General features: G+C 40.2%; 20 protein-coding genes. 8 read left to right on the forward strand and 12 right to left on the reverse strand.

What is annotated here, in order from left to right:
• Positions 1-839: 839 nt before the first annotated feature.
• Complete coding sequence (locus tag ABTV71_RS20400) at positions 840-1,862, forward strand: LacI family DNA-binding transcriptional regulator (protein WP_121127388.1); 1,023 nt, start codon at positions 840-842, stop codon at positions 1,860-1,862.
• Positions 1,863-2,134: 272 nt separating this feature from the next.
• Here ABTV71_RS20400 and uxuA read toward each other — a convergent pair whose 3' ends face one another.
• From uxuA to ettA, 9 genes are all read right to left on the reverse strand, one after another.
• Positions 2,135-3,295 (reverse strand): mannonate dehydratase, encoded by a 1,161-nt coding sequence (gene uxuA, locus ABTV71_RS20405; protein WP_433900854.1) that lies wholly within the window; start codon positions 3,293-3,295, stop codon positions 2,135-2,137.
• Between the two features lie 12 nt (positions 3,296-3,307).
• The gene (locus ABTV71_RS20410; RefSeq protein ID WP_121127390.1) at positions 3,308-4,126 is read right to left on the reverse strand and encodes an SDR family oxidoreductase; all 819 of its coding nucleotides are present in this window, start codon (positions 4,124-4,126) and stop codon (positions 3,308-3,310) included.
• A gap of 107 nt (positions 4,127-4,233) precedes the next feature.
• The gene (ccoS, locus tag ABTV71_RS20415; RefSeq protein WP_121127391.1) at positions 4,234-4,395 is read right to left on the reverse strand and encodes a cbb3-type cytochrome oxidase assembly protein CcoS; all 162 of its coding nucleotides are present in this window, start codon (positions 4,393-4,395) and stop codon (positions 4,234-4,236) included.
• Positions 4,396-4,400: 5 nt separating this feature from the next.
• Entirely contained in the window at positions 4,401-6,794 is a 2,394-nt protein-coding gene (locus ABTV71_RS20420; protein ID WP_433900855.1) for a heavy metal translocating P-type ATPase, read from the reverse strand.
• A gap of 8 nt (positions 6,795-6,802) precedes the next feature.
• Positions 6,803-8,173 carry an oxygen-independent coproporphyrinogen III oxidase gene (gene hemN / locus ABTV71_RS20425; protein ID WP_433900856.1) on the reverse strand — a complete coding sequence of 457 codons (1,371 nt, stop codon included), beginning with the start codon at positions 8,171-8,173 and terminating at the stop codon, positions 6,803-6,805.
• 6 nt (positions 8,174-8,179) lie between these two features.
• A complete protein-coding gene (locus ABTV71_RS20430; RefSeq protein WP_121127393.1) occupies positions 8,180-8,590 on the reverse strand; it encodes a lactate dehydrogenase in 411 nt (136 codons plus the stop codon).
• Between the two features lie 215 nt (positions 8,591-8,805).
• Positions 8,806-9,873 carry a response regulator gene (locus tag ABTV71_RS20435; RefSeq protein ID WP_121127394.1) on the reverse strand — a complete coding sequence of 356 codons (1,068 nt, stop codon included), beginning with the start codon at positions 9,871-9,873 and terminating at the stop codon, positions 8,806-8,808.
• 154 nt (positions 9,874-10,027) lie between these two features.
• Positions 10,028-11,218 carry a PAS domain-containing sensor histidine kinase gene (locus ABTV71_RS20440; RefSeq protein ID WP_121127404.1) on the reverse strand — a complete coding sequence of 397 codons (1,191 nt, stop codon included), beginning with the start codon at positions 11,216-11,218 and terminating at the stop codon, positions 10,028-10,030.
• A gap of 8 nt (positions 11,219-11,226) precedes the next feature.
• On the reverse strand, positions 11,227-12,909 hold the full coding sequence (gene ettA / locus ABTV71_RS20445) for an energy-dependent translational throttle protein EttA (protein ID WP_121127395.1): 1,683 nt from the start codon (positions 12,907-12,909) through the stop codon (positions 11,227-11,229).
• A gap of 185 nt (positions 12,910-13,094) precedes the next feature.
• Between ettA and ABTV71_RS20450 the strand changes: the two genes are divergently transcribed.
• Together ABTV71_RS20450 and ABTV71_RS20455 are read left to right on the forward strand one after the other, a co-directional pair.
• Complete coding sequence (locus ABTV71_RS20450; protein WP_433900857.1) at positions 13,095-15,620, forward strand: ATP-dependent Clp protease ATP-binding subunit; 2,526 nt, start codon at positions 13,095-13,097, stop codon at positions 15,618-15,620.
• A gap of 138 nt (positions 15,621-15,758) precedes the next feature.
• Positions 15,759-16,214: a hypothetical protein gene (locus ABTV71_RS20455; RefSeq protein ID WP_147430561.1), complete on the forward strand. Its 456-nt coding sequence runs from the start codon at positions 15,759-15,761 to the stop codon at positions 16,212-16,214.
• A 68-nt stretch (positions 16,215-16,282) separates the two neighbouring features.
• Here ABTV71_RS20455 and recN read toward each other — a convergent pair whose 3' ends face one another.
• Positions 16,283-17,944, reverse strand: a complete 1,662-nt coding sequence (recN, locus tag ABTV71_RS20460) for a DNA repair protein RecN (protein WP_433900858.1) — start codon at positions 17,942-17,944, stop codon at positions 16,283-16,285.
• A 460-nt stretch (positions 17,945-18,404) separates the two neighbouring features.
• Here recN and ABTV71_RS20465 point away from each other — a divergent pair, with 460 nt between their 5' ends.
• Both ABTV71_RS20465 and ABTV71_RS20470 read left to right on the forward strand, forming a co-directional pair.
• Positions 18,405-19,019, forward strand: a complete 615-nt coding sequence (locus ABTV71_RS20465) for a SprT-like domain-containing protein (RefSeq protein ID WP_433900859.1) — start codon at positions 18,405-18,407, stop codon at positions 19,017-19,019.
• A gap of 67 nt (positions 19,020-19,086) precedes the next feature.
• Positions 19,087-19,500, forward strand: a complete 414-nt coding sequence (locus ABTV71_RS20470) for a hypothetical protein (protein WP_121127400.1) — start codon at positions 19,087-19,089, stop codon at positions 19,498-19,500.
• Between the two features lie 269 nt (positions 19,501-19,769).
• Here the strand turns inward: ABTV71_RS20470 and ABTV71_RS20475 are convergent, their stop codons facing one another.
• Entirely contained in the window at positions 19,770-20,156 is a 387-nt protein-coding gene (locus ABTV71_RS20475) for a hypothetical protein (RefSeq protein WP_433900860.1), read from the reverse strand.
• A 209-nt stretch (positions 20,157-20,365) separates the two neighbouring features.
• On the opposite strand from ABTV71_RS20475, the gene ABTV71_RS20480 reads away from it, so the two are divergent.
• Entirely contained in the window at positions 20,366-21,409 is a 1,044-nt protein-coding gene (locus tag ABTV71_RS20480) for an SseB family protein (protein WP_433900861.1), read from the forward strand.
• 156 nt (positions 21,410-21,565) lie between these two features.
• Here ABTV71_RS20480 and ABTV71_RS20485 read toward each other — a convergent pair whose 3' ends face one another.
• Positions 21,566-21,862, reverse strand: coding sequence for a DUF1016 N-terminal domain-containing protein (locus ABTV71_RS20485; RefSeq protein ID WP_433900862.1), 297 nt, complete (start codon positions 21,860-21,862; stop codon positions 21,566-21,568).
• A 234-nt stretch (positions 21,863-22,096) separates the two neighbouring features.
• Here ABTV71_RS20485 and ABTV71_RS20490 point away from each other — a divergent pair, with 234 nt between their 5' ends.
• Both ABTV71_RS20490 and ABTV71_RS20495 read left to right on the forward strand, forming a co-directional pair.
• The gene (locus tag ABTV71_RS20490) at positions 22,097-22,699 is read left to right on the forward strand and encodes an SMI1/KNR4 family protein (RefSeq protein WP_433900863.1); all 603 of its coding nucleotides are present in this window, start codon (positions 22,097-22,099) and stop codon (positions 22,697-22,699) included.
• A gap of 279 nt (positions 22,700-22,978) precedes the next feature.
• Positions 22,979-23,764 (forward strand): alpha/beta hydrolase, encoded by a 786-nt coding sequence (locus ABTV71_RS20495; protein ID WP_433900864.1) that lies wholly within the window; start codon positions 22,979-22,981, stop codon positions 23,762-23,764.
• Positions 23,765-23,771 lie beyond the last annotated feature (7 nt).

Consider the following 23,771-nt stretch of genomic DNA (forward strand, 5'->3'; position numbering starts at 1 on the left):
TAAACCTAATTTAATACTAGGCTAAATATAAAGAAAAGCTACACTAAGGAATAAGAAGTGCAGAACTCTTCTTTATTTAGGGGAGATCATGCCCCTCGTTCGGGGATGAGGCTCCGGATTCCGGGAAGAGCCTGTGGAAACCTCCTGTCCCCTCCCCACCTGCTCCCTGCTAGGGTCCGGGCGGGGTCGGCGTAGCTTCGGGGAACATTCGGGACAGCTTGTGGACAGCTTCGGTCTGCCAGCGTGCCGCGTCCGTGTTGCCTCCGACTATTACCCTGTACTCACCCCGCCACCATCACGGACAGATGGCGTTCCGAGGACGAACATTGCCCCCTGCATGCCCCGACCGGGGGCCAACGCTGACCCGAACTGCAACCGAAAACCTCCGCAACAACGCTCGAAACACGAAGACAACTCGCTATAAATAGCTATAACCAGATAAAAAGAAGTCGGGAGGTTCAGCATCGCACTGGGAATGCTTTAATTTAACGATGCAGTGGAACAGTCGTTGTTTCACGCCCCCGCAGGTTTAAGGTGATATGTAGGTACTTTTTATTTAGCCGCAATACACCCTGAATCCGTGTTGAGTCCGAGATGAGTACGTGTCTATACGCAGCAAGCCCTGTGGCAGTATGCCGCAAATCCGCTTAAACAGTGCTTAGAGCGGCTTTCGGGACCGAATGAAGACCGGATAAACCCTGGATAAAGACCAAATAGCGCGATATACTCTGACTTGAGTGTTATCAGTCAGCCTTCAACTAATGGTTCTTTATAAAGATAAAAGCATTTTTATCTATTTTTTTGTGTAGATTTATCTTCTTAAAATAACCATCAAAGCGATGAGCAGAACTACCCTGAAAGATATAGCCTTGGCACTCAATATTTCTGTTTCGACGGTTTCCAAAGCATTATCAGACAGCTACGAAATAAGTGAAGCGACTAAAAAGATAGTTCAGGAATATGCCAAAAAGCATAATTTCCATCCAAATAAATTAGCGCGGAGCTTGAAAATAGGAAAATCCAATACCATAGGGGTTGTTGTATCCAATATTAGCAATACATTCGTTTCACAAATCCTGGATGGAATTCAAATAGCCTCTCAGCAGACTGTATTTGATGTTATTTTCATGCAAAGTCGGGAAGACGAACGGATCGAAAAAAATTGTATTGACGTTTTGCGCATGCGAGGCGTTGATGGCTTAATGATATCTCCGGTCTCCTCGGATTCAAACATTGATGAACTGAAAGCATTAATCAAATCGCAGATACCTGTTGTTATTTTTGACCGCATCAATCACCAGCTCGATACCTTCAAAGTTGGGGTCAATAATTTTCAAGGCGCATATAACGCTACAAAACATCTCATCGAACAAGGCAAAAAAAACATTTTACATATCACAGGAAAGAACCTGGGTGTTGCAGCCGAACGATTAAATGGTTTCAAATCGGCCTTATCAGATGCGGATATTCCATTCAATAAAAACCATTATATCGAATGCAGCCTTAATAATACCACCGATATAGATCGAACGATAAAAGAAATTGTAATTCGGGAATATATTGAGAACAAGAATATAGATGCGATTTTTGGAGCAACAGATGTTATTACAACCAGAACATTGGGCATTTTAGCTGAACTGCAGATTGAGGTCCCGTTTCAGGTTGCCGTTATCGGTTTTTCAAATACGCAAATTGCCGCCTCGTTAAATCCGGCGCTATCCACAGTTGTACAGCCAGCTACCGAAATTGGCGAATTGGCAACAAATAAATTAATCGCCACCATTAACCAAACGAGACCAATACATGAATTTGAAACGATAGAGCTTCCGACACAGCTCATTATCCGCAAATCTTCTTTATAATTTTTGTCATTATATGAAGCTATATCATTCATTAAAATACTCTTTTGAAAATCAGAATTAGATTTTGTTGGTGCATTATCGGATTTAATTTTGAGTGAAATTGCAGAAGTTTATTTGGAGACAAAATCAAAAAATTGACTTTTGATACAGCCTCACTTAAAAATAAAAACAGCCGGGAAACAGGAAGAACAATACCTCCAATTTCTCGGCTATTTTGTATAAACGCTCCAGTGGAACGTTATAGATCGTTAATTAAATTTGTCCTTCTGGTATTATTCACCGGCAATACCATATTCCAGGCCCCGCAATTCGGCTAAGCCTCTCAATCGTCCAATAGCAGAATAGCCCGGATTCGTCACCTTATTAAGATCATCCAGCATCTGATGCCCATGATCTGGCCTGAATGGAATAGCTGTAGATCTCAACTGGTTTTCAGCAACCAAGATCTTCATTATTTTATACATATTGACATCACCATCCAAATGATCCGCCTCGTAAAAACTCCCGATCGCATCTTTCTTCACATTTCGTAAGTGAACAAAGTTTACCCGCCCCTTGATATTTTCCAAGATTGCTGGCAAATCATTTGTTTGACTAGCTCCCAAGGATCCCGTACAAAAACAAACGCCATTGAATTGTTGTGGAACTTCATTCAGAAAATAGTCAAAATCCTCACCATTACTGGCAATGCGAGGCAAACCTAAAATAGAGTACGGTGGATCATCAGGGTGAATGGTCATGCATACACCATTCTCCTCACAGGTTGCCGCGATTCCCCGAAGAAAATAAACCAAATTATCGCGCAAACCATCTTTTCCAATATGCTTATAGGTATCAATACTTGCTTTCAATGCTTCTAATTCCACACTCTTCTCTCCTGGAATTCCCATTAAGACAACATTTGCCAATTCATCTTTTTGTCGTTCCGAAATCTCTTCAAACCGCAAAGATGCCCCTTTAACAACATCTTCGGGATACTCCGTGCGGGCGGCATCTCGTTTTAATATAAATATATCGAAGAGTGCCAAATCAATCCAATCAAAGTACAGTGCCTTTGAACCATCTGCCATCAATAGATCCAATTGTGTCCTAGTCCAATCCAGCACTGGCATAAAATTATAGCAGATGGTTTTAATACCACACTGGGCGAGGTTGGCCAATGTCTGGTTATACTTAGCGATATACTCATCAGCTTTCGGTCCTTTTGTTTTAATTTCTTCATGAACCGTCACGCTCTCCACCACTGACCAAACTAAGCCCGCATCTTCAATAATACGTTTTCGTTCCTGAATATCGGCTAGAGGCCAAATTTCCCCATGAGGAATATGATGTAATGCCGTTACGATGCCCGTTGCACCGGCCTGTTTAACATCCTGTAAGGATACCGGATCGTTGGGACCATACCAACGCCATGTTTGTTCTAATTTATTCATCTCAAAATTTCGTTAAACGCCACACCATGCATTAAAGCCACCATCCACAAAAACCGTTTCTCCAGTTACAAATGCTGAGGCATCACTCAACAAATAGATCAAAGTCCCTTTCAATTCCCGCGGATCTCCCAATCGATTATAAGGTGTTCCACTGAGTATCCGCTTGGTTCGTTCACTATAGCTACCGTCGGAGTTTATTAATAGATTTTTGTTTTGTTTGGTCAGGAAGACACCCGGAGCAATTGCATTGACACGAACTTGGTCACCGTAACGTTGCGCAAGTTCCGTTGCCATCCATTTTGTATAACCGTCAATACCGTGTTTAGCAACGGTATATCCTAATACCCGTGTGAAGGGCCTGCTTGCAGTCAGGGAGGAAATATTTACGATTACACCCTTTCCGCTTTCTGCTATTTCACGGCCAATAATATGTGTAGGAATAATTGTTCCATAAAGGTTCAGCTCAATCGCTTTGATGGTGTCCTGAATATTGCTTGCAAACAGATCTTGATCAGCTCCTATTGTTGCGCCCGGGATATTTCCGCCAACAGCATTCACAAGTCCGTCTATTCGTCCCCATTTATTGAGGACTTCATCCTTTGCTCTGCTGATATCCTGTTCGTCCATGATATCTACTTCTACAAACATGGCCTCCCCACCAAGGGATTCCACCTGTTGCACACGCTCTGTTCCGGTCTGCTGATTACGTCCAAGAATAGCAACTTTAGCCTCTGCTTCAGCCAGTGCTTCCACAAATGCTTCACCTAGAATTCCCGTACCTCCCGTGATAACGACAACCTTATCTTTTAATGAAAATGGGTTATTACTCATGTATTTCTATTTCAAATTGGTATTTATCCCCAATTTTATTGATAATAACCTTAATTACAAAAAAAAGTAATTGATTTAATTACGATAACGTTTTAGTTAACACTACTCTATTTTCCCTCTTCTTCGATTATTTCATCATCAAACAGAATTCTTACCGAAGGGGTATAAGTATCGTCGTGCTGGCCCGATTTATTCGCCCAGAAAAAAGCGCATAAAAACACCAAGGCCAAAAGGACACTACAACCGATTAGAATGTACATGATTTCCATAACAACTATAGTTTATGACGTTTTGCATACCATCTTGTCATTAAGCTGGTAAAAGAGATGATCGTAACAGTACTTATCGGCATCAAAATTGCCGCAAATAAGGGCGACATAATCCCCTGAATGGCAAAACTCAGCCCGATTATATTATAAAGTAAAGATATCCCAAAACTCATGTGAATCACCTTTACAGCATCTTTACTAAAAGCAAAGAAATCGGATAGTTTTGAAAACGACTCTCCGTCAAGAATAGCATCACATCCGGGTGAAAAGTTATTAATATCATCACTGACCGCAATTCCCAAATCAGCTTTACGCAATGCTCCGGCATCATTCAATCCATCACCGATCATACAGACATGTTTTCCTTCCTGCTGAAATTTCTGAATACGCCCCAGTTTTTCCATTGGCGACTGGTTAAATATCAAACAGGCTGCTGAGGGAAAAATCAATTTTAGTGCATCCAGACGTCGGTCATTATCTCCCGATATCAGATGCAGGTCGTAACGAGGTTTGAAATCTTCGATCAATGCCGACAAGCCTGCTCTCCAGGCCTGCTCCATGGTAAAATATCCTTTCAGTTCATCACCGATGCGTACGAATACGACAGATCCGTCGGTCTTGATCTTTCCTATATTCAAAAAATTGGCGCTACCGACCTTAACCACCTGCCCTGCAAGTTCAGCCGTCATTCCTTTTCCGGGAAACTCTTTGAAGTTTGTCACCGGAATATCCGATGACACATTCAGCCATTTCACGATCTCACGGCTTAACGGATGGCTAGAATTTCGACATGTTGCATTGAGCAACTTTTTTTCGTTCGTTGTAAGTGCTCCTTCAAAATAAATAGAAGTTGCTTTGGGCGAAGAAATAGTCCCTGTTTTGTCGAAAACGAGTGTGTCTATCGTTGCCATCTGTTCGATTGCAGCGGTATTTTTAACATAAAATTTATTTCGATCGAAAATACTTAATGCCGCAGATAGGGTGAATGGAGAGCTCAACGCCAATGCGCAAGGGCACGCAATAATCAGCACTGCCGTAAAAGCTCCCCAGGCCCTGTTGGCACTTCCATCTACAGCCCAATAAAGCGCTGCAAAGAAAGCGATCGCCAATAAAACAACAGTAAAATATTTACTTATAAAGTTTACAAAAGTCTGAAAATGCTTATCGTAATCTTTATAGTTTTCATTATTCCATAATTTGGTCAGATACGACTGAGAAATTGGCTTTACGACCTCCAGTTCGATTGCCTCCCCTGTCTGACGTCCCCCAGCATAAATAATTTCCCCTAAGGTTTTACTCACAGGACTTGATTCGCCGGTTACAAAACTAAAGTCAATTGCTGCATCGCCTTTTAATAATATGGCGTCTGCCGGGATAATCTCATTGTTGCGAACAAGGATACGGTCTCCGATATGAATATCGGCCAATTGTACGGGTTTGTCCCCATTTTCAGTAAGCACGGTTACCGCAACGGGGAAATAGCTCCGATAATCCCTTTCAAAAGAAATGTGATAATAAGTCCGCTGCTGTACCCACTTTCCGATCAGAATAAAGAACACCAAGCTACACAAAGTATCTGTAAAACCAGCTCCAGTCTGCGTTATTACTTCGAAAGCCGAACGTAAAAACAGCACCAAAATACCCAAGGCCAAAGGGACGTCCAGATTCAACCTTTTTTGTTTCAAACTGACATACGCGGACTTAAAGTAATCTGAAGCACAATACAACAAAACTGGCAAGCCAAAAGCTAAATTGATGTAACCGAAAAAACTCGCATACTCCTTTTCAAATGCTCCCATACCAAAGTAGTCCGGAAAACTAAATAACATCGAATTTCCGAAACAGAATCCTGCTACTGCAATCTTGGCAACCAAGGGATTCAGGTTATTCTTGTTTCCCTCTTTAACGACATCCTGCAAAGTAATTTTGGGATCATAGCCAATGTTCACTAAGAGGTAAACTAAATCTTTCAGAGGAAGTAAAGTATGATTAAAGGTAATACTGGCCTGTTTTTTCATAAAGTCCACACGGGACTGCAGCACATTTGGATTGAGCTTATAAAGATTTTCCAATAGCCAAATACATGAGCTACAATGGATAGCGGGAATATAAAAAGTAATGATAGTCATTTTATCATCCTTAAAATCAACTAATTTAGTAGCAATCTGTGGTTCATCCAAATATGAAAAATCCGCTTGTTTTTCTTTATTGGATTTCCCCGGATGCTGATTATAACGGTAGTACTGTTGCATCCCCCCATCCTGCAAAACCTGATATACCGTTTGACATCCGAGGCAGCAAAAATCATGATCATCGAGACAGTAACCTGTTTCTTCGATTCTGTCTCCGCAGTGGAAACATTTTTCGATTCGTTGTACTTCTTCCTTTATTGCCGCCATATCACCTATTAAATTGCTTCACTAAATAATTGCTTTTTGGTACGCAGCTTCAAAAAACGCTGATCAAAAGCCATACAAATATTCCGTAGAAATGAACGCCCCACAGCAGTACATTGAATCAGCTCACCCTCTATGCTAACCAAGCCATCCTGAACCAATATTGACAATTCCTCTTTAATCTGTTCGGTTAAATCCGATGCAGGATCCAATTGCACTTTACCTTTACACATCATATCGAGAATATAACGTCTTATGACCAGATCTTCCGCATTAAGGATATGTCCTTTCACTACGGGCAACACACCCGATGCGATCAGCTTATGATATTCCTCAACTGTTTTCACATTTTGTGCGAAACCAGCCCAAGCGTCACTGATTGAAGACACACCAAGACCAATTAATAACGGGTTAAACCGATCCGCATAACCCATAAAATTACGGTGCAAGCGTTCCTCCTGAAAAGCCAGATAGAGCTCATCGTCTTTTTTCGAAAAATGGTCCATCCCGATATCTGCGTAGCCCTGTGCCAGAATCAGTTTTTTCCCAAGATTATAAAGCGCTAGTTTGGCAGTGCCCTTTGGCAGATCCGCTTCCGTATAATGCCGCTGTCCAGGTTTCAACCAAGGGACATGGGCATAACTATAAAAAGATATCCGATCAGGCTTGAGCAGCATGGATTTATCAATGGTATCCTGTACAGATGCTTGGGTCTGCTTCGGCAATCCGTAGATCAAATCAAAATTAATGGATTCAAAACCGATCTCTCTGGCATTCAACATCACTGCTTCAACTTCTTCAAAGGTCTGTTGTCTATTGATCATAAACTGCACCAAAGGGTCAAAATCCTGTATCCCTAAGCTAAGACGACGGAAGCCTAGGTCGAAAAGAATCTGTAGGTGTTCGGTTGTGGTATTAGCTGGGTGCGCTTCAAATGAAAAAGAGCGATCTGCTGTGACATTGACATCTTTCAGAATCCCCTCAATCAAGAATTTTAAGTTTTTCGGTTGAAAAAAAGTTGGTGTGCCGCCGCCCAGATGTATTTCTGAGACGAGCAGTTTCTCTCCTTTAAAAATACCCCGATACATCTCCCACTCCTTCAGGAGCGCCGTAATATAAGGAAGTTCAACCTGATGATTTTTTGTGATTCGTGTATTACAACCACAGTATGTGCATAGACTTTCGCAAAAGGGCAGGTGGATATATAGGCTCATTCCCTTATCTTTTGACTGCCGGAAAGTATGGTATACTTGATCCTTCCAAGCTTTGGCAGAAAATGTGCTCTCGTCCCAAAATGGAACTGTCGGATAACTGGTATACCGTGGAGCCGCAACATTGTATTTCTGCACCAATTCCTCCATAGATTTTTCTTGTGTACTCATTGAAAGTTATTTTTTTGCGCAGTCATTTAAACAACAGCACGCTTTACCGACACATTTTTCCATTCCCCAAAGATTGAGATTCCGGACAGTCTGTTCTGCCAGTCCTTTTGGGCTTTGATCCTCAAAAGGCGCATTGGCAATCTGAATGCTCAAATCACCCGCTTTGACCAAATCAATATGGGATGTATGCTTACTTCTTGTCATGATCTTACTAATTCCTAATTTTTTTAAATTAAGTAGCATTTTATCATCCAAAATATCTCCTCCTGAGATGACAACCGCATCCTTTCCGCGCGCATAATTTTGCGTTTCGGCATTTAATCCGTTTGAAATCAGGGTGAGGTCATGCTGTTTTGCATTGGCCAATGCCCAAAACTCCTTTTCAAATGACCTCACATTATATACAACTACTTTCATTTTGAATTCTACAATCAACCACGTATAAGTTTATCCTAAAAACAAAATTAGCTCATAGCACGGCCTAAAAACATGATACAAGACCATATCTGACAATGATATATATCACAATTACACAAAAAGGGTGTATCCGAAGAATTCGGACACACCCTTTTTGTATTGATAATTATGACCCGTAAGCTTCAAAGCTCACGCCATATTTACTTGTTTGATTGTTATTGTTTTACATCCCTTAAATTTTTGATCGAATTGATGTAAATCTTTCCTTTTTCCTTCGAGATCAGCTTTTCCTCTTTAAAATCAGAAAGCATACGTGAAACTGTTTCATTTGCCGTACCAGCTATCGAAGCAATCCCATCTCTGGTAATATCAATTGTACAGGCATTGACCTCATTGATATTGATTCCGCTTTTTTCGGCGACACTGATCAAAGCATTGGCCACACGTTTGCGGACAGAATGGTATGCGAAGCCCAACAATTGCTCTTCTTTTTCACGAAGGTCCACCGAAAGTAATTTAATAAATTTGCTAGCTATAGCAGGTTTTTTCCATAGGAGCTCCAAAAAGGCGTCTTTTGGTATTAAAATAACTTCGCTGGATTCAACAGCTTCCGCATAATCTTCATAGTTTTCATTCAACAGTACAGAAGCATAGCCAAAATAATTCCCTCCTATATAAATCCCTGTCGATAGTTCCCGCCCATCTTTGTACAACTTAAAGCTACGAATCTGCCCCGATTTGACATAATAAACATACGTAGGTGAATCGTCTTTCTCAAAGATTGACTGTTTCTTTTTTACCGTTTTCACACGCGAATTGGCGAGCAATTCTTGCAGCAATAAAACTTGTTCCTCTTCACTCAGGTTCAAATCATCGTCCACGGCCGAATCTGCGGATAACTGCTCATGCTTTTTCAGACGAACCTCAATTGCGTTCATCAGTTCCACATCATCAAAAGGTTTGGTCAGGTAATCATCCGCCCCCATCTCCATTGCCTTACGCATATCTGCGCGTTCGGCTTTTGCGGTCAGAAAAATAAAAGGAATTTTTGCGGTACTCTCTATCTTGCTCAGCATAAATAGCACACCATAACCATCCAATTCTGGCATCATGATATCACAGAGAATCAAATCAGGGATATGTCGAGTTGCCAAATCAACTCCGACCCGACCATTCTCAGCCGTAATCACCTCATACCGTCCTGTCAACTCTAAAATCTCGGTTGTTCCCTCTCTAATGTCAATATTATCCTCAATGATTAGAATAGTCTTTTTATTGTTCATGTTTCAATAATTATTGATGAGTGTCTATTGTCATTGCTTTCAATTAACTTTTTTACACTCAGTTCTTCATTCGTATTTATAGTCATTTGAATACACAAATCCTTTCCATTTATGATCGACAAGGCTATCGTTCTACCATCGATTCAGATAGAATTTAAATCTTATCAAAACTGACTTTAAATGATGTTCCCTTATGCAATTCCGAAACAAATTCCATTTTACCCTCCATAAGCTCGATATACCTTTTTACGATATTTAAGCCCAGTCCAGTCCCCGGAATATTTCCGGTGTTATGAGCTCTGAAAAACGGTTCGAACAAATGCACCTGATCTTCTTTGGGAATACCTATACCATTATCCTTAACGGAGATCGAACAGCCCTTATCATCGATACAGGTTGTAAATTCTATTAAAGTATCTTCACCCGAATATTTGATGGCGTTGGAAATCAAATTCACCAACGCATTTTTTAATAAGTTCGTATCCAGCGAGAAATGTCCGATTTCACCGGTATGCTGGTAGACAATATGCTGATTTTTCTTACAGATCAATTGCATCTCCTCGGTGATTTCTTCCGCCAGTTCAACCAGATTAATATACTGTTTGTTCATGACCACAATTCCCGCTTCCAATTTTTCCAGTGAGAGAAAATCATTTAATATACTGGTGAGAAGCTGCACTGCCCCCTTGATTTTGTTGGTATGTTTGATAATACTGGCCTTATCATCGGGACGGTCCGCATATTTTTCAATCAGTGAAGCCGACAATTGGACAGAGCTCAGCGGTGTGCGGAATTCATGTGAGGCCATGGATACAAAACGTGATTTCAGCTGGTTAAGTTCAATTTCTTTTTCCAGAGATTTGGAAACTTCTGCTTTTGCTTTCTCCAGTTCGGAAACCAGTGATATCAAATCACGTGTCCTTTCACTGACTTTATGTTCCAATTCGGCGGCATGCTGTTTTAGCATATCTTCCGCTGCCTTTTCACGTGAGAGATCATGGATAAATCCTGTAAAAATATTTTTGTCTTTAAGCCAGACTTCACTCACTGCCAGTCGAAACGGAAATGTCTTTCCGCTCTTCTTTAGCCCCATCACCTCGCGGCCGATCCCTATAATTTTTTTATGGCCGGTGGTTTGATAATTATGAATATAACTATCATGATTACCCCGATCGGGCTCAGGCATTAACATCGACACATTATGTCCTATTACTTCTTCAGCGTTATATCCAAACAATTCTAAGGCAGCAGGGTTAATGCTTTCGACATTCCCCCTGTTGTCTATGGTAATAATTCCATCAATTGCATGGTCTATTATGGCCGCCAAAAGCCTTCCGCCTTCCATGATCATTTTTATTTCACCAATTTTTTGTATTTAATGCGATGTGGAGTTACGTCCCCCAAACGTTTTTTACGGTTTTCCTCATATTCGGTATAGTTACCTTCAAAGAAATACACCTGAGAATCGCCTTCAAAAGCAAGAATATGTGTACAGATACGGTCCAAAAACCATCTATCATGGGAGATGACCACAGCACAGCCACCAAAATTCTCCAGACCTTCCTCTAAAGCACGTAATGTATTGACATCGATGTCATTGGTCGGTTCATCGAGGAGGAGCACATTTGATCCTTCTTTTAGCGTGATCGCCAAATGGACACGGTTGCGTTCTCCACCGGAAAGCACACCGACTTTCTTTTGTTGGTCAGCACCATTAAAGTTAAATTTAGACACATAAGCTCTGGAATTTACGGAGCGATTGCCTAGAATCATGTTATCGTTACCGCCAGTGATATTTTCCCAAACAGATTTCTCAGGATCAAGGTCATGGTGCATCTGATCGACATACCCCAATTTGACAGTCTCTCCTACTTTGAACGATCCCGTATCCGGCGTCTCCTGTCCCGTGATCAGGCGGAATAAGGTTGTTTTACCCGCGCCATTTGGTCCGATGATCCCAACGATACCCGCAGGAGGCAACATGAAACTTAGATTTTCAAATAAAATACGGTCGCCATAAGCTTTGGAGATATCGGTTGCCTCGATGACAGAGTTACCCAAACGCGGCCCAGGCGGAATAAATAATTCCAATTTCTCTTCGCGTTCTTTGGTTTCCTCAGAAGCCAATTTTTCATAGTTATGAAGACGGGCTTTCGATTTGGCATGGCGTGCCTTTGGAGCCATACGTACCCACTCCAGCTCACGCTCCAATGTTTTCTGACGTTTGGTTTCCTGTTTTTCTTCCTGTGCCAGGCGTTTAGCCTTTTGGTCTAACCAAGAGGAATAATTTCCTTTCCATGGAATACCTTCACCACGGTCCAATTCTAAGATCCATCCGGCGACGTTATCCAAGAAGTAACGGTCGTGGGTGACAGCAATGACAGTTCCTTTATATTGTTTTAAATGTTGTTCTAACCAGTCGATAGACTCTGCATCCAAGTGGTTGGTCGGCTCATCGAGCAATAACACATCTGGTTCTTGCAATAATAAGCGACATAATGCTACACGTCTGCGCTCGCCACCTGACAAATTGGCAATTTTAGCATCAGGTTCGGGACAACGTAAGGCATCCATTGCTCTATCCAATTTGGAATCGATTTCCCAGGCATTTGTTGCGTCAATTTTATCTTGTAATTCACCTTGTCTGGCCAACAGTTTATCCATCTCATCTGGATTTTCGTAGACCTCAGGCAAGCCGAATTTCTCATTGATTTCTTCGTATTCTTTTAAGGTCGCCGTAATTTCAGCAACACCCTCCTGTACAATTTCAAGAACGGTCTTTTCGAGATCCAATTGGGGTTCTTGTGCCAAATATCCCACAGAGTAACCCGGAGAAAACACGACTTCACCCTGATAAGATTTGTCCAAACCCGCGATAATTTTCAATAGTGAGGATTTTCCGGATCCGTTCAAACCGATCACGCCGATTTTGGCACCATAGAAAAAAGATAAATAGATATTTTTTAGAACTTGTTTTTGAGGCGGATAGATTTTGTTGACACCCGCCATCGAAAAAATAATCTTCTCGTCTGACATAAAATTTAAAAAAATTGGAAAACTCTTGTTATATTAACATACAAATGTAATCTTTTATACTGACATTTTGGACGTATAATGGTCATGGCTTAATTGTTGATGACATTATTTAAAATAATTTTAAGGTTTGAAATGTAGAATTTACTACATTTATATATCCTTAATATAAAACAGAAAGGTATTCAATGGAAGCAAAATTTTCACCGCGCGTAAAGGATGTCATATCGTACAGTAGAGAGGAAGCTTTGAGATTGCGTCACGATTATATAGGCACAGAGCACTTGTTGCTCGGCTTGATTCGTGAAGGCGATGGAATGGCGATCAAAATCCTTAAAAACATAGGCATTGACACAACTGCCCTACGTCAATCTGTGGAAGACGCAGTGAAGGGGGCATCTGTATCACGTGCACCTATTGGCAACATGCCGTTAACTAAACAAGCTGAAAAAGTTCTGAAAATTACTTATTTGGAAGCGAAGATTTTCAAATCTGACATTATTGGGACCGAGCATCTATTATTGGCAATCTTACGGGATGAAGATAATATCGCTTCGCAAATTTTACAGCAATATAATGTGACCTATGACATCTTCAAAGCCGAAGTAGAGCAAAATAAAACCACCATCAAGGATGAAGCTCCGGGCTCTCCTACCGGTGATGATGATTTTGCTGAGGATGATCAATATATCCAACCTAAAAAGGTTTCGGATATCAAATCCAAAACCCCTGTATTGGACAACTTTGGTCGAGATCTGACCAAAGCTGCTGAGGAAGGCAGATTGGATCCGATTGTAGGTCGTGAAAAAGAAATCGAACGTGTATCACAGATTCTTTCTCGTCGTAAAAAGAATAATCCGTTATTAATAGGTGAACCCGGAGTAGGTAAATCAGCGATAGCGGAAGGATTGGCACTACGTATTGTGCAACGCAAAGTATCCCGTGTCCTGTTCAACAAGCGTGTAGTTACTTTGGACCTGGCGTCATTGGTTGCGGGCACGAAATATCGGGGTCAATTTGAGGAGCGCATGAAAGCGGTCATGAATGAACTGGAAAAATCACCGGATGTCATTTTGTTTATCGACGAAATACATACCATTGTTGGTGCTGGCGGTGCTTCAGGATCTTTGGATGCTTCCAATATGTTCAAACCAGCCTTGGCAAGGGGAGAAATACAATGTATCGGTGCAACTACACTGGACGAATACCGTCAATATATTGAAAAAGATGGCGCTTTAGACCGTCGTTTCCAACGTGTGACGATTGAACCCGCTACACATGATGAAACTGTAGAGATCTTGAATCGTATCAAAGAGAAATATGAGGATCACCACAATGTGACTTATACCCCAGAAGCGATTGAAGCTTGTGTATCGTTGACAACACGATATATTACGGATCGGTTCCTACCCGATAAAGCGATTGACGCTTTGGATGAGGCTGGTTCACGTGTACACTTGAATAATATTCATGTTCCACAATCCATTATTGACATCGAGAATAAAATCGAGGAAGTCAAATTGGAGAAAAACAAGGTAGTGCGTAGTCAAAAATATGAAGAAGCTGCTAAGTTACGCGATACAGAGAAAAAGCTTATCGAGGAATTGGAGAAAGAAAAGATCGCCTGGGAAGAAGAAACCAAATCTAAGCGATATACTGTTTCCGAGGAAAATGTAGCGGAAGTTGTCGCGATGATGACCGGTATCCCCGTACAGCGTGTCAGCCAAACAGACAGCCAAAAGCTGTTGAATATGGGTGAGTTGATGAAAGGAAGAATCATTGGCCAGGACGATGCTGTTGGTAAATTGGTGAAAGCCATCCAACGTACGCGTGCCGGACTGAAAGATCCTAAGAAGCCAATCGGTTCCTTTATATTCTTAGGCCCTACTGGTGTCGGTAAGACAGAATTAGCGAAAGAGCTTGCACGGTTTATGTTTGATACTGAGGACGCACTGATTCAGATTGACATGAGTGAATACATGGAGAAATTTGCGATATCGCGGCTCGTAGGGGCGCCTCCGGGATATGTCGGTTATGAAGAAGGTGGACAATTAACGGAGAAGGTACGTCGTAAGCCTTATGCTGTCGTGCTTTTGGATGAAATCGAGAAAGCGCATCCAGATGTGTTCAATTTGTTATTGCAAGTATTGGATGAAGGTCAATTGACCGACAGTTTGGGCCGTAAAGTAGATTTCCGTAACACCATTATCATCATGACCTCTAATATTGGCGCACGTCAATTGAAAGAATTTGGTCAGGGCGTTGGTTTCACGACCGCGGCAAAATCGCAACAAACAGATGCGCATTCCCGTGGAGTAATCGAAACTGCACTAAAAAGAGCATTTGCGCCGGAGTTTTTAAACCGTATTGACGACGTTATTGTTTTCAATTCGTTGACAAAAGAAAATATCTTTAAGATCATTGATATTGAATTGACGTCATTGTTTAAACGAATCTCAGATTTGGGTTATACCATTAACTTGACGGATGAGGCTAAAGGTTTCATTGCAGATAAAGGTTATGACAGTAATTTCGGTGCACGTCCTTTAAAACGTGCAATCCAAAAATATCTGGAGGATCCAATTGCGGAAGAAATTCTGAAAGGAAATGTCCAAACCGGTTCAGTTTTAACGGTGAGCATTAATCCGGAAACCAAAGATATTGAGGTCTCTAGTTCAGATCCGAAGTCTTCAAAAGATACAGCGGAGAAATAATCGCTTGCTGTAATCGAAATAAATTCATGAAAATGCACCATAATGGTGCATTTTTTGTTGTAAAGAAGATTGACGTTAAACTTTTACACTATTTTATCGTCCTATAATAAAAAAACTGTCACAAATAACACAAACGATATGAAAAGACTTTTATTAGCAGCTTTAATTGGAACCGCAGCCTTGGTTTCATTCTCTTCTTGTAAGAAGGAGTATATAACGAATTCCCTTCCAGGGGTTACCTATAAGTTTGCAGTACCAGGAGCCAATTACCAATGGAAAACTGAGGGAGATCCCAGAACTTTCGTAATCTCAGTTCCATTCAACGAAATTGATTCTAAATATTTTGATTATGGACAAGTTGCCGTGGCAATATCATTTAACGATAGTCCAGATTTTTATATCAACTTAGGGGCGAACAACGTACCAACAAAAAACGGCCTTTACAATTTCAGGACAGAATATACTTTTTTTGATGGTAAAGTAGACGGGAATTTAAATATTTATGCTGATTATCTTGGCACAGGAACAGCAACTCCACCGCCACCTTTCCAAGCTAAAGTCACACTTACTGATGGCGAAAACGGCGGGCAATAATAAAAAATCAGCCTCAGAATAACTTATTCTGAGGCTGATTTTTTATATAAGGTTTCATTATTTTATCCCTAACCTTTCAACAGCAGCTCTGCATGCTCCAGTGCAGCATCCGTTGGATTTGCTCCGCTCAGCATTTGCGCGATCTCTTTTACCCTACCGGTTTGATCCAGTCGGACGATATTTGATATGGTACGATCGGCCTTGTCTTCCTTATATACTTTAAAATGCGCCGCCCCTTTTGACGCAATCTGCGGTAAGTGCGAGATAGCGATTACCTGCATATTTTCGGCTAGGTTTTCCATAACCTCTCCTACACGTAATGCCACCTCTCCCGAAATCCCGGTATCGATCTCATCAAAGACAATTGTTGGTAAAGCCGAAGTTTTGGCAACCAGTGATTTTATGGCTAACATCACCCGGGAAAGTTCCCCTCCTGAAGCTACACGATGAATAGATTGCAATGCCTGCCCCTTATTGGCAGAAAATAAGAACTGAATGGTATCTATTCCAGACTCACGCATCTCTCCCTCTTTTAGTGGTTCCAATACAATCTGAAGTACCGCATTTGGCATACCCACATTCAACAGCGTATTTTGTATCTCCCCGGCTATTGTATCCAATACTAATCCGCGTGCGCTTGAAAGCGCTTTCGCATTGTGTAGCGCAACTTTCAGCTTCTCTATAACCTCGGCCTCCAGACGCTCCAATTGTTCATCGGAGGAATTAATGGCCAATAGTTTTGCCTCCAGATCATCTCTTAATTGAATGAGTTCCTCCACTGAGTCGACATGATGTTTTTTCTGCAGCGAATACAGTAAGCTCAATCGCTCATTGATCTCCAGTAAGGTGCCCTCATCCAGGTGAGTATCCTCTTCCAGCAAAGTCAACTCCGCAGCCACATCTTTCAGTTCGATCAAGGTGCTCTTCACCCGTGCAGCAAGATCAGCCGCTTCGGGCAGAAAAGAAGATATTCCTTCGACCTGCGACATAGCATCTTTCAACTGTGTCAATACTGCTATATCTTCGTTTTCTAACAGACGGGAGGCCGCATTTAAGGCTCGCTTGATATCCTCGGCATTCTCCAATTGCCGCTGTTGCTGCTCTAGTGTACCCTGTTCGTCAGGCACGAGCTTCGCCCCATCAAGTTCGTCAAATTGAAATTGAAAATAGTCCAGCTCTACAGCCGCCTTTTTTACCGTTTCTTTCAGTTCTTCCAGTTCCCGTTTTGCTTTTTTATAAGCTATATAGCTCTCTTTATAGCTTTGTTTCAGTGCAAATGAATCCGCCACGCTGTCCACTACTAAAAACTGAAATTCCTCGGTATTGATCTGTAAAGTCGCATGCTGTGAATGTACATCAATCAATTGCTCGCCCAATTGCCTCAGTATAACCAAATTAACAGGTGAATCATTAACAAAGGCACGGGATTTACCATCCGGTGTTATTTCCCGTCGGATAATCGTATGATCTGCATAGTCAAGATCATACTGCTCAAAGAAGCCATTTAATTGATAAGCTCCGATATTAAATTCTCCTTCGATCACACATTTCTTTGATGGATCAAAAAAGTGTTTTCCCTCTGCCCTATTTCCCAGAATTAAGGAAAGTGCTCCCATAATAATGGATTTACCCGCTCCAGTCTCCCCAGTAATCATATTCAACCCTTTATCAAATTGGATTTCCAATGCGTCGATCAGGGCGTAATTCTTAATATGTAAGGTATCTAGCATATTCTTGAAGGTCTATTTTATAGCTGAGAGGAAAACCTTTCCTCATCCAGATGATATCGTATATTTTATGATCCTTTCTTTAGTAGGTAATTTACCTAAAAATCAGGCGATTTCAATGCTTTTTGTTCCAAAAAAATATCTATCCAGATTTGAACATCTTCTACTTTAATTAATTTACCAATACTAAATACTAAAAATAATATCAAAAATACAAATAAAACTAATTATAATAGCTAAAACACTTTACTATTATAAAGCCATCAGTAGTATTTTATTTGTCAATAACTACTCAGATTTGCCCCTTGATACAATGAATTGATCTTATTAAGAGAAATACTACAAGTAGCTACTTCGACTATAAACATACAAGCCTTATCTTTTGACAGTATCATGTTTGCTTGTGACAAAATAATGTCGCGCCATTATTAGGTAAGCATGAATAAATAACTATTTTTACAGCATGCAAGATTACAGTGCTATCCTAAAAAAATACATGCCAGAGGAAGCTGCGCCGATCATATCTAACTGGATCAATCATACAGCGTGCCTGTTTAAGATCTCCCGTGCCCGTAGCAGCAAATTGGGCGATTACCGTGCTCCTTTTAGGGGCAGTCCACACCGCATTTCGGTCAATCATGATCTGAATCCTTATTCCTTTCTGATCACAACCATACATGAATTTGCTCATCTACAGACTTGGAACAAGCATCAGCACCGTGTCAAACCGCATGGAACTGAATGGAAAAAACATTTTAAGGAGCTAATGGATCCATTTTTAAAACTAAATATCTTTCCGGCTGACATCAGCGGTGCAATACACAGTTATATGGAGAATCCGGCCGCATCAAGCTGTACCGATCTTCATCTATTCCGAGCGTTAAAAGCTTATGACAAAGCAAAAAGCAATGCACTGACGGTAGAAGCATTGGAGGATGGCCATTTTTTTAAATTGAAGAACGGACGGTCTTTTCAGCGGATCGAAAAGATACGGAAGCGTTATAAATGCATGGAGCTGAGCAGCAAACGCATGTACCTGTTCAACCCAATTGCGGAGGTATTTCTGCTAGAACAATGATTTTTAACAAATACATTCATTATATTTTTATCTTTGCTAACTTAGGAAACAATTAAAGAGAGCTTTTATGTTACACTTACACTCGACAATAGCAATTGTCTTATTGCTAGCCCTGGTGATATCTATTGTGATCACCTTAATGAACTATTTAGGCAACAAACCTTACAACCGTAAAATTGCCTTATTAGGTTTTATCGTATCGCATATTCAATTATTGGTGGGATTGATCTTATACTTTTATTTGAAGTACCCATCGATGATCTCTGGCAGCGTGATGAAAGATCCGACATTACGTTTAAAAATCATTGAGCACCCATTGACAATGATCATTGCCATTGTATTGATCACCATCGGTTACTCAAAAGCTAAAAAGATGGAAAACTCAAGAAAAGCAAATCAAACTGTTGTGATATTCTACATCATCGGCTTAATCCTGATGCTTGCCCGTATTCCATGGGGTACATGGTCATTATTTGCATAGTCTATCATCAATCATAGCAAAAGGCATCAATTGTTTAGTTGATGCCTTTTTTATTTATTATTTGCCCCGTATAATATTTTCTATACAGATGCTTTTCCACTATTGATTCTATGTTGGTTAATGTATCAGTAAATTCCTGTCCTTCAAGAGGCTATCATTTATTCCAGCTGCTGGAATCCTATTCAAAAACATTATTTTCTTTGTTTTAAATGAGCACAAAAAAAAGCCTCAGTAAAACTGAGGCTTTCAATATTTTAAACGACTATTAATTAGTCACGGTTTTTTCCAAATCCCAAAATACCGAAAACAGTTTTAAATGCAATAAGAGAACCTACGATCAATGAGATATTTGCTATCGCGGAGAACAAGAAAGTTTGTTGTCCCATTGCAGTACATACATCCGGTACAAAACGGATAAATGTGCCTATTAAACCTAAAGCGATAGCTACTACCAATGTTTTGTAGTAATGAGTTTGATTCGCATTATTATCAGTTGTCTTTGGAGCTCTTGGTTGTACAGTTTCTGCCATTTCTATTTCGATTTTATTCGATACAAATGTACAAAATATTCTATGTTTGAAAAATAAAATTGCAAAAAGCATTATCTGTTGAAATCCCCCAAACAAAAGACAGGTATTTCTCTCTATTTCTGACAATTGTTGTACAGTTTTTCTGCTGTAAATTATCTTCACTATAAACCTGGCAACGATGCTTTAACTCCATCGCTTAAAAAACCTTTCCGAAAGTAGTACACTTTTATTAGCTTCTATGCCGAACAAAAACTGATTCCTACCAGCTGTATTTTGCGATGTCTTTTCTTATGATTATTTTTAAATATCATATCATATTAATCGAATTAAAGTACATGGGATTATTCGACATTTTTAAGAAAAAGAAAAACATCTCCACATTTCCCGAAAATGAATTGGAAAGATGCCTTTTAAGAGGTACAAATAACATCGAAGCTCAAAAAGAATTCTATCAAAAATTATTGTGGAGTAATTTATATATACTGACCATGGATTTGGTCGATTCTAATATGGCAGAGCAAAATCCTGAAAAAGTAACAGTAAAAGCCGCCACATTTGAAGGAGGCCAAGTTCCTATTTTTACCTCAATCAACAGAATATTTGATAAAGGTATAGTCAAAGAAGGAAAGGTAAATTATATCGGGATCAAAGGCCAGGACCTTTTTGATGGAATAAAAGCGGCTACTTTCGTTCTAAATCCTTACTCCGAGTATTGCAAAGAAATGAAGCCAGCGGAAATCGATGATATACTAAACGGATCAATATATCAAAAAATTGACGCTAACGCTCGGAAGGTGATCGCGATGGAAAAGTTCAATGAGATATTTAGACGCTCAAATGAGAGACAAAAAGACTTGATCTATCTAAATGAAATAAGCATAGAAAATCCCACCTCTGCTGAAATAGTTGCGCTTGAAAGCTCGATAACAGACTTTCAGGAATGCCTTTCGATTGTCCCACATCATTGGCAAAGTATGTTTTTTATGGCCAAAGCGCTGCAACGATTAGAGCGCCATACTGAAGCGCTCGAACAATTTGAAGCTGCATTTAAGATAGAATTGGAAAATCATTTTATCCCCATGGAGGCCGCAACGGAGGCAATGCATCTCAAGGACCTGGATAAAGCTTTATTTTATTCAGAAGAATCTCTGAAAAGAAACCCTAATGATATCGCTTCGATGGGTAATCATGCCATGAATTTGCTAATCGCTCTTAAAGATATGGAGGCGTTAATGACGATTGAAAATGCAATTAAATTGGCCCCGCATGACAAAATAAATAACAATATTGCGTCCATTGTACGAGATGTAATAGCGGGAAAACGTCAAAGACCAACGTTTGAAGAGATGATAGTAGTGCCTTCAAGGTCTTTTTCATAATAAGCGCTTTCTCGCTTCAAACCAAAAAACTCCAGTACCATTGGATCTTTGATGATCTCTTTCGCATCGGAGGGCATCTTTTTCTTTTTTTGCCACAGCCAATACACTTTCCTTATCATTACTCAGTAGCAGGCGTTCATATAAATTACTAAAGACCTATCGTTCCAACTGCCGTGATGTCCAGTTATTTTTAATGGTTTCGGCGATATAAAACTCCCGTTGCTCTTCTGTGTCAAGCCGCATCAATAAGCGGTATTGTGTCCAGCTCAATTGCGAACGCAGTGCGTTCGCAATTGGAAAAACACGAAAGAACTGTCTAAACAATTCAACTTGTCTTCTCGAAAACCCGCTACCATATTCGGGTTCTAATTCTTTGGCGATATATCCAGTCAGATATTTTCCATAATCGGCCCTATCCTTACCTTGTTGCCCCTGTTCAAATACGTTTGCCAATATGCCAATACATTAATGTACGCTGATGATCGGCAGCACGAACCGCATTATCTTTGGACTGTGCAATAATCGCCTTTATATCGGATACTAAAGTCTGATCGGACAACAATTAACAGACGCATAGCTCCCAGTCCTCCTCCGCCAGACACATCAAATAAGTCAATCGTTTAACAAATTGATATAACTGAGATATCATAAAGTTTGATTAACTTCACCTTACTAGAAGAAAAATAAATGAAAATATCGGAAAAATATCTATTGGGCTTAAAAAAGGCGTACTATGACAACAATGGTGTTGAAACTTGGGATCATTTTGACCAGATCAAACATGGGGCAAGTAAAACAGACATGGAGCAGCTCAAGGAGATATTTCCAGATGTCCCTCAGCCACTCGTAGACCTGCTTGAGTATGTAGATGGGACTTACTGGAGAACCTACGCCGATGAAGAAATTGCCTTCTTCTTTCTAGGCTCTGACTTAAATGAGTATCCTTATTATCTGCTTTCTTCCAAAGAGATGATCGAAAATCAATCTATTGCATATACCTATTATGCTGACTATATCGATCGGAAATATGACCACGTGGAAATTGATAGCAAGATTACTGATAAATCAGCTAACTTAAAATGGCTTCATTTTTCAGACTGTATGAACAATGGTGGCACTTCTCAATTATTTGTGGATTTCAGTCCTTCAGAAAAAGGTAAAAGAGGGCAAATCGTACGTTTCGTGCATGACCCTGATGAGTTTCGTGTCATAGCGGATAGTTTCGATGAATATCTCCAGCTGCTGATCAATACTGGTTATAATTTTATTGATGAAGAAGATATGTATTAGCACAAAATAAAGAAAAAATAGAAGATAAAAATGTACTCATCGGCAGATTGAAAGAATTGGCCGATTTTCTAAAGATCGGTTATATTATCGATGAAAACTGGGAATGGAAATAGGGTTAAAACATGACTAAATTATGTGGCGCATATTCTCCTCAAGGACCAAGAAAAAACATATTTCAACTCCTTGTTAAAAATCCAAGTGATTTTTTCCTTGTTTATAAAGGTGATAAAGCTGATTTGCAAAATCTATTGGATGGATGAAAATGTGTAAAAAAAGCCAATGACTGCCTTTAAATTAAGATATCCCATCATATTGATCCATGGTACAGCTGCGGGAGATAGTAGTTTGTTTTGGGGCAGGATTCCCAAAACCTTCAAAAAAAACAATATCTCATTTTTTTATGGCAAGACCGATGGATGGGGCACCGTCGCTAACAATGCGCAGATGCTGAAAAGAAATCTGTCAGATCTTGCAGAAAAAACAGGTGCAACTAAATTTAATCTCATCGCGCATTCTAAAGGTGGGATAGACGCCCGCCATTTTATTTCAACGCTAAACGGACATCAAATGGTGGCCTCCTTAAGCACAATATCCACGCCACACTTAGGAACGCCAATAGCAGATTATCTAATGGAAAAACATCTATCCGGGGATTCTGCCACAAAAAAACTGATTCAACGTATTTCTTTCTTATTTGGTGGTCAATCTCCCGCACCAATCGAACTAATCCGAGATCTCAGTGTAAAAGAAATGCGTGTTTTCAACCAGCTCAACCCCAATATGGACAATGTATTTTATCAGAGCTTTGCTTCGACAATGAATAAGCCACAGGATGATTTATTGTATGCATTGAGTTTTAAATACCTGAGGCGACTGGTAGGTAAAAATGATGGGATGGTTCCATTAGAAAGTACAGTCTGGGGTGCCAACTTTAAACATATATATGCTTCCCGTGGCATCTCACATGCTGGTATTACCGATGTCACCCGTAAAAATATTGGAAATTTACATATACCGCAAATCTATTTAGACATTATTAGTGGATTAGGAGCTTTAGGATTATAACGATTAA

Origin of the sequence: Sphingobacterium puteale (assembly GCF_050986225.1) — a bacterium.
GTDB lineage: Bacteria > Bacteroidota > Bacteroidia > Sphingobacteriales > Sphingobacteriaceae > Sphingobacterium > Sphingobacterium puteale.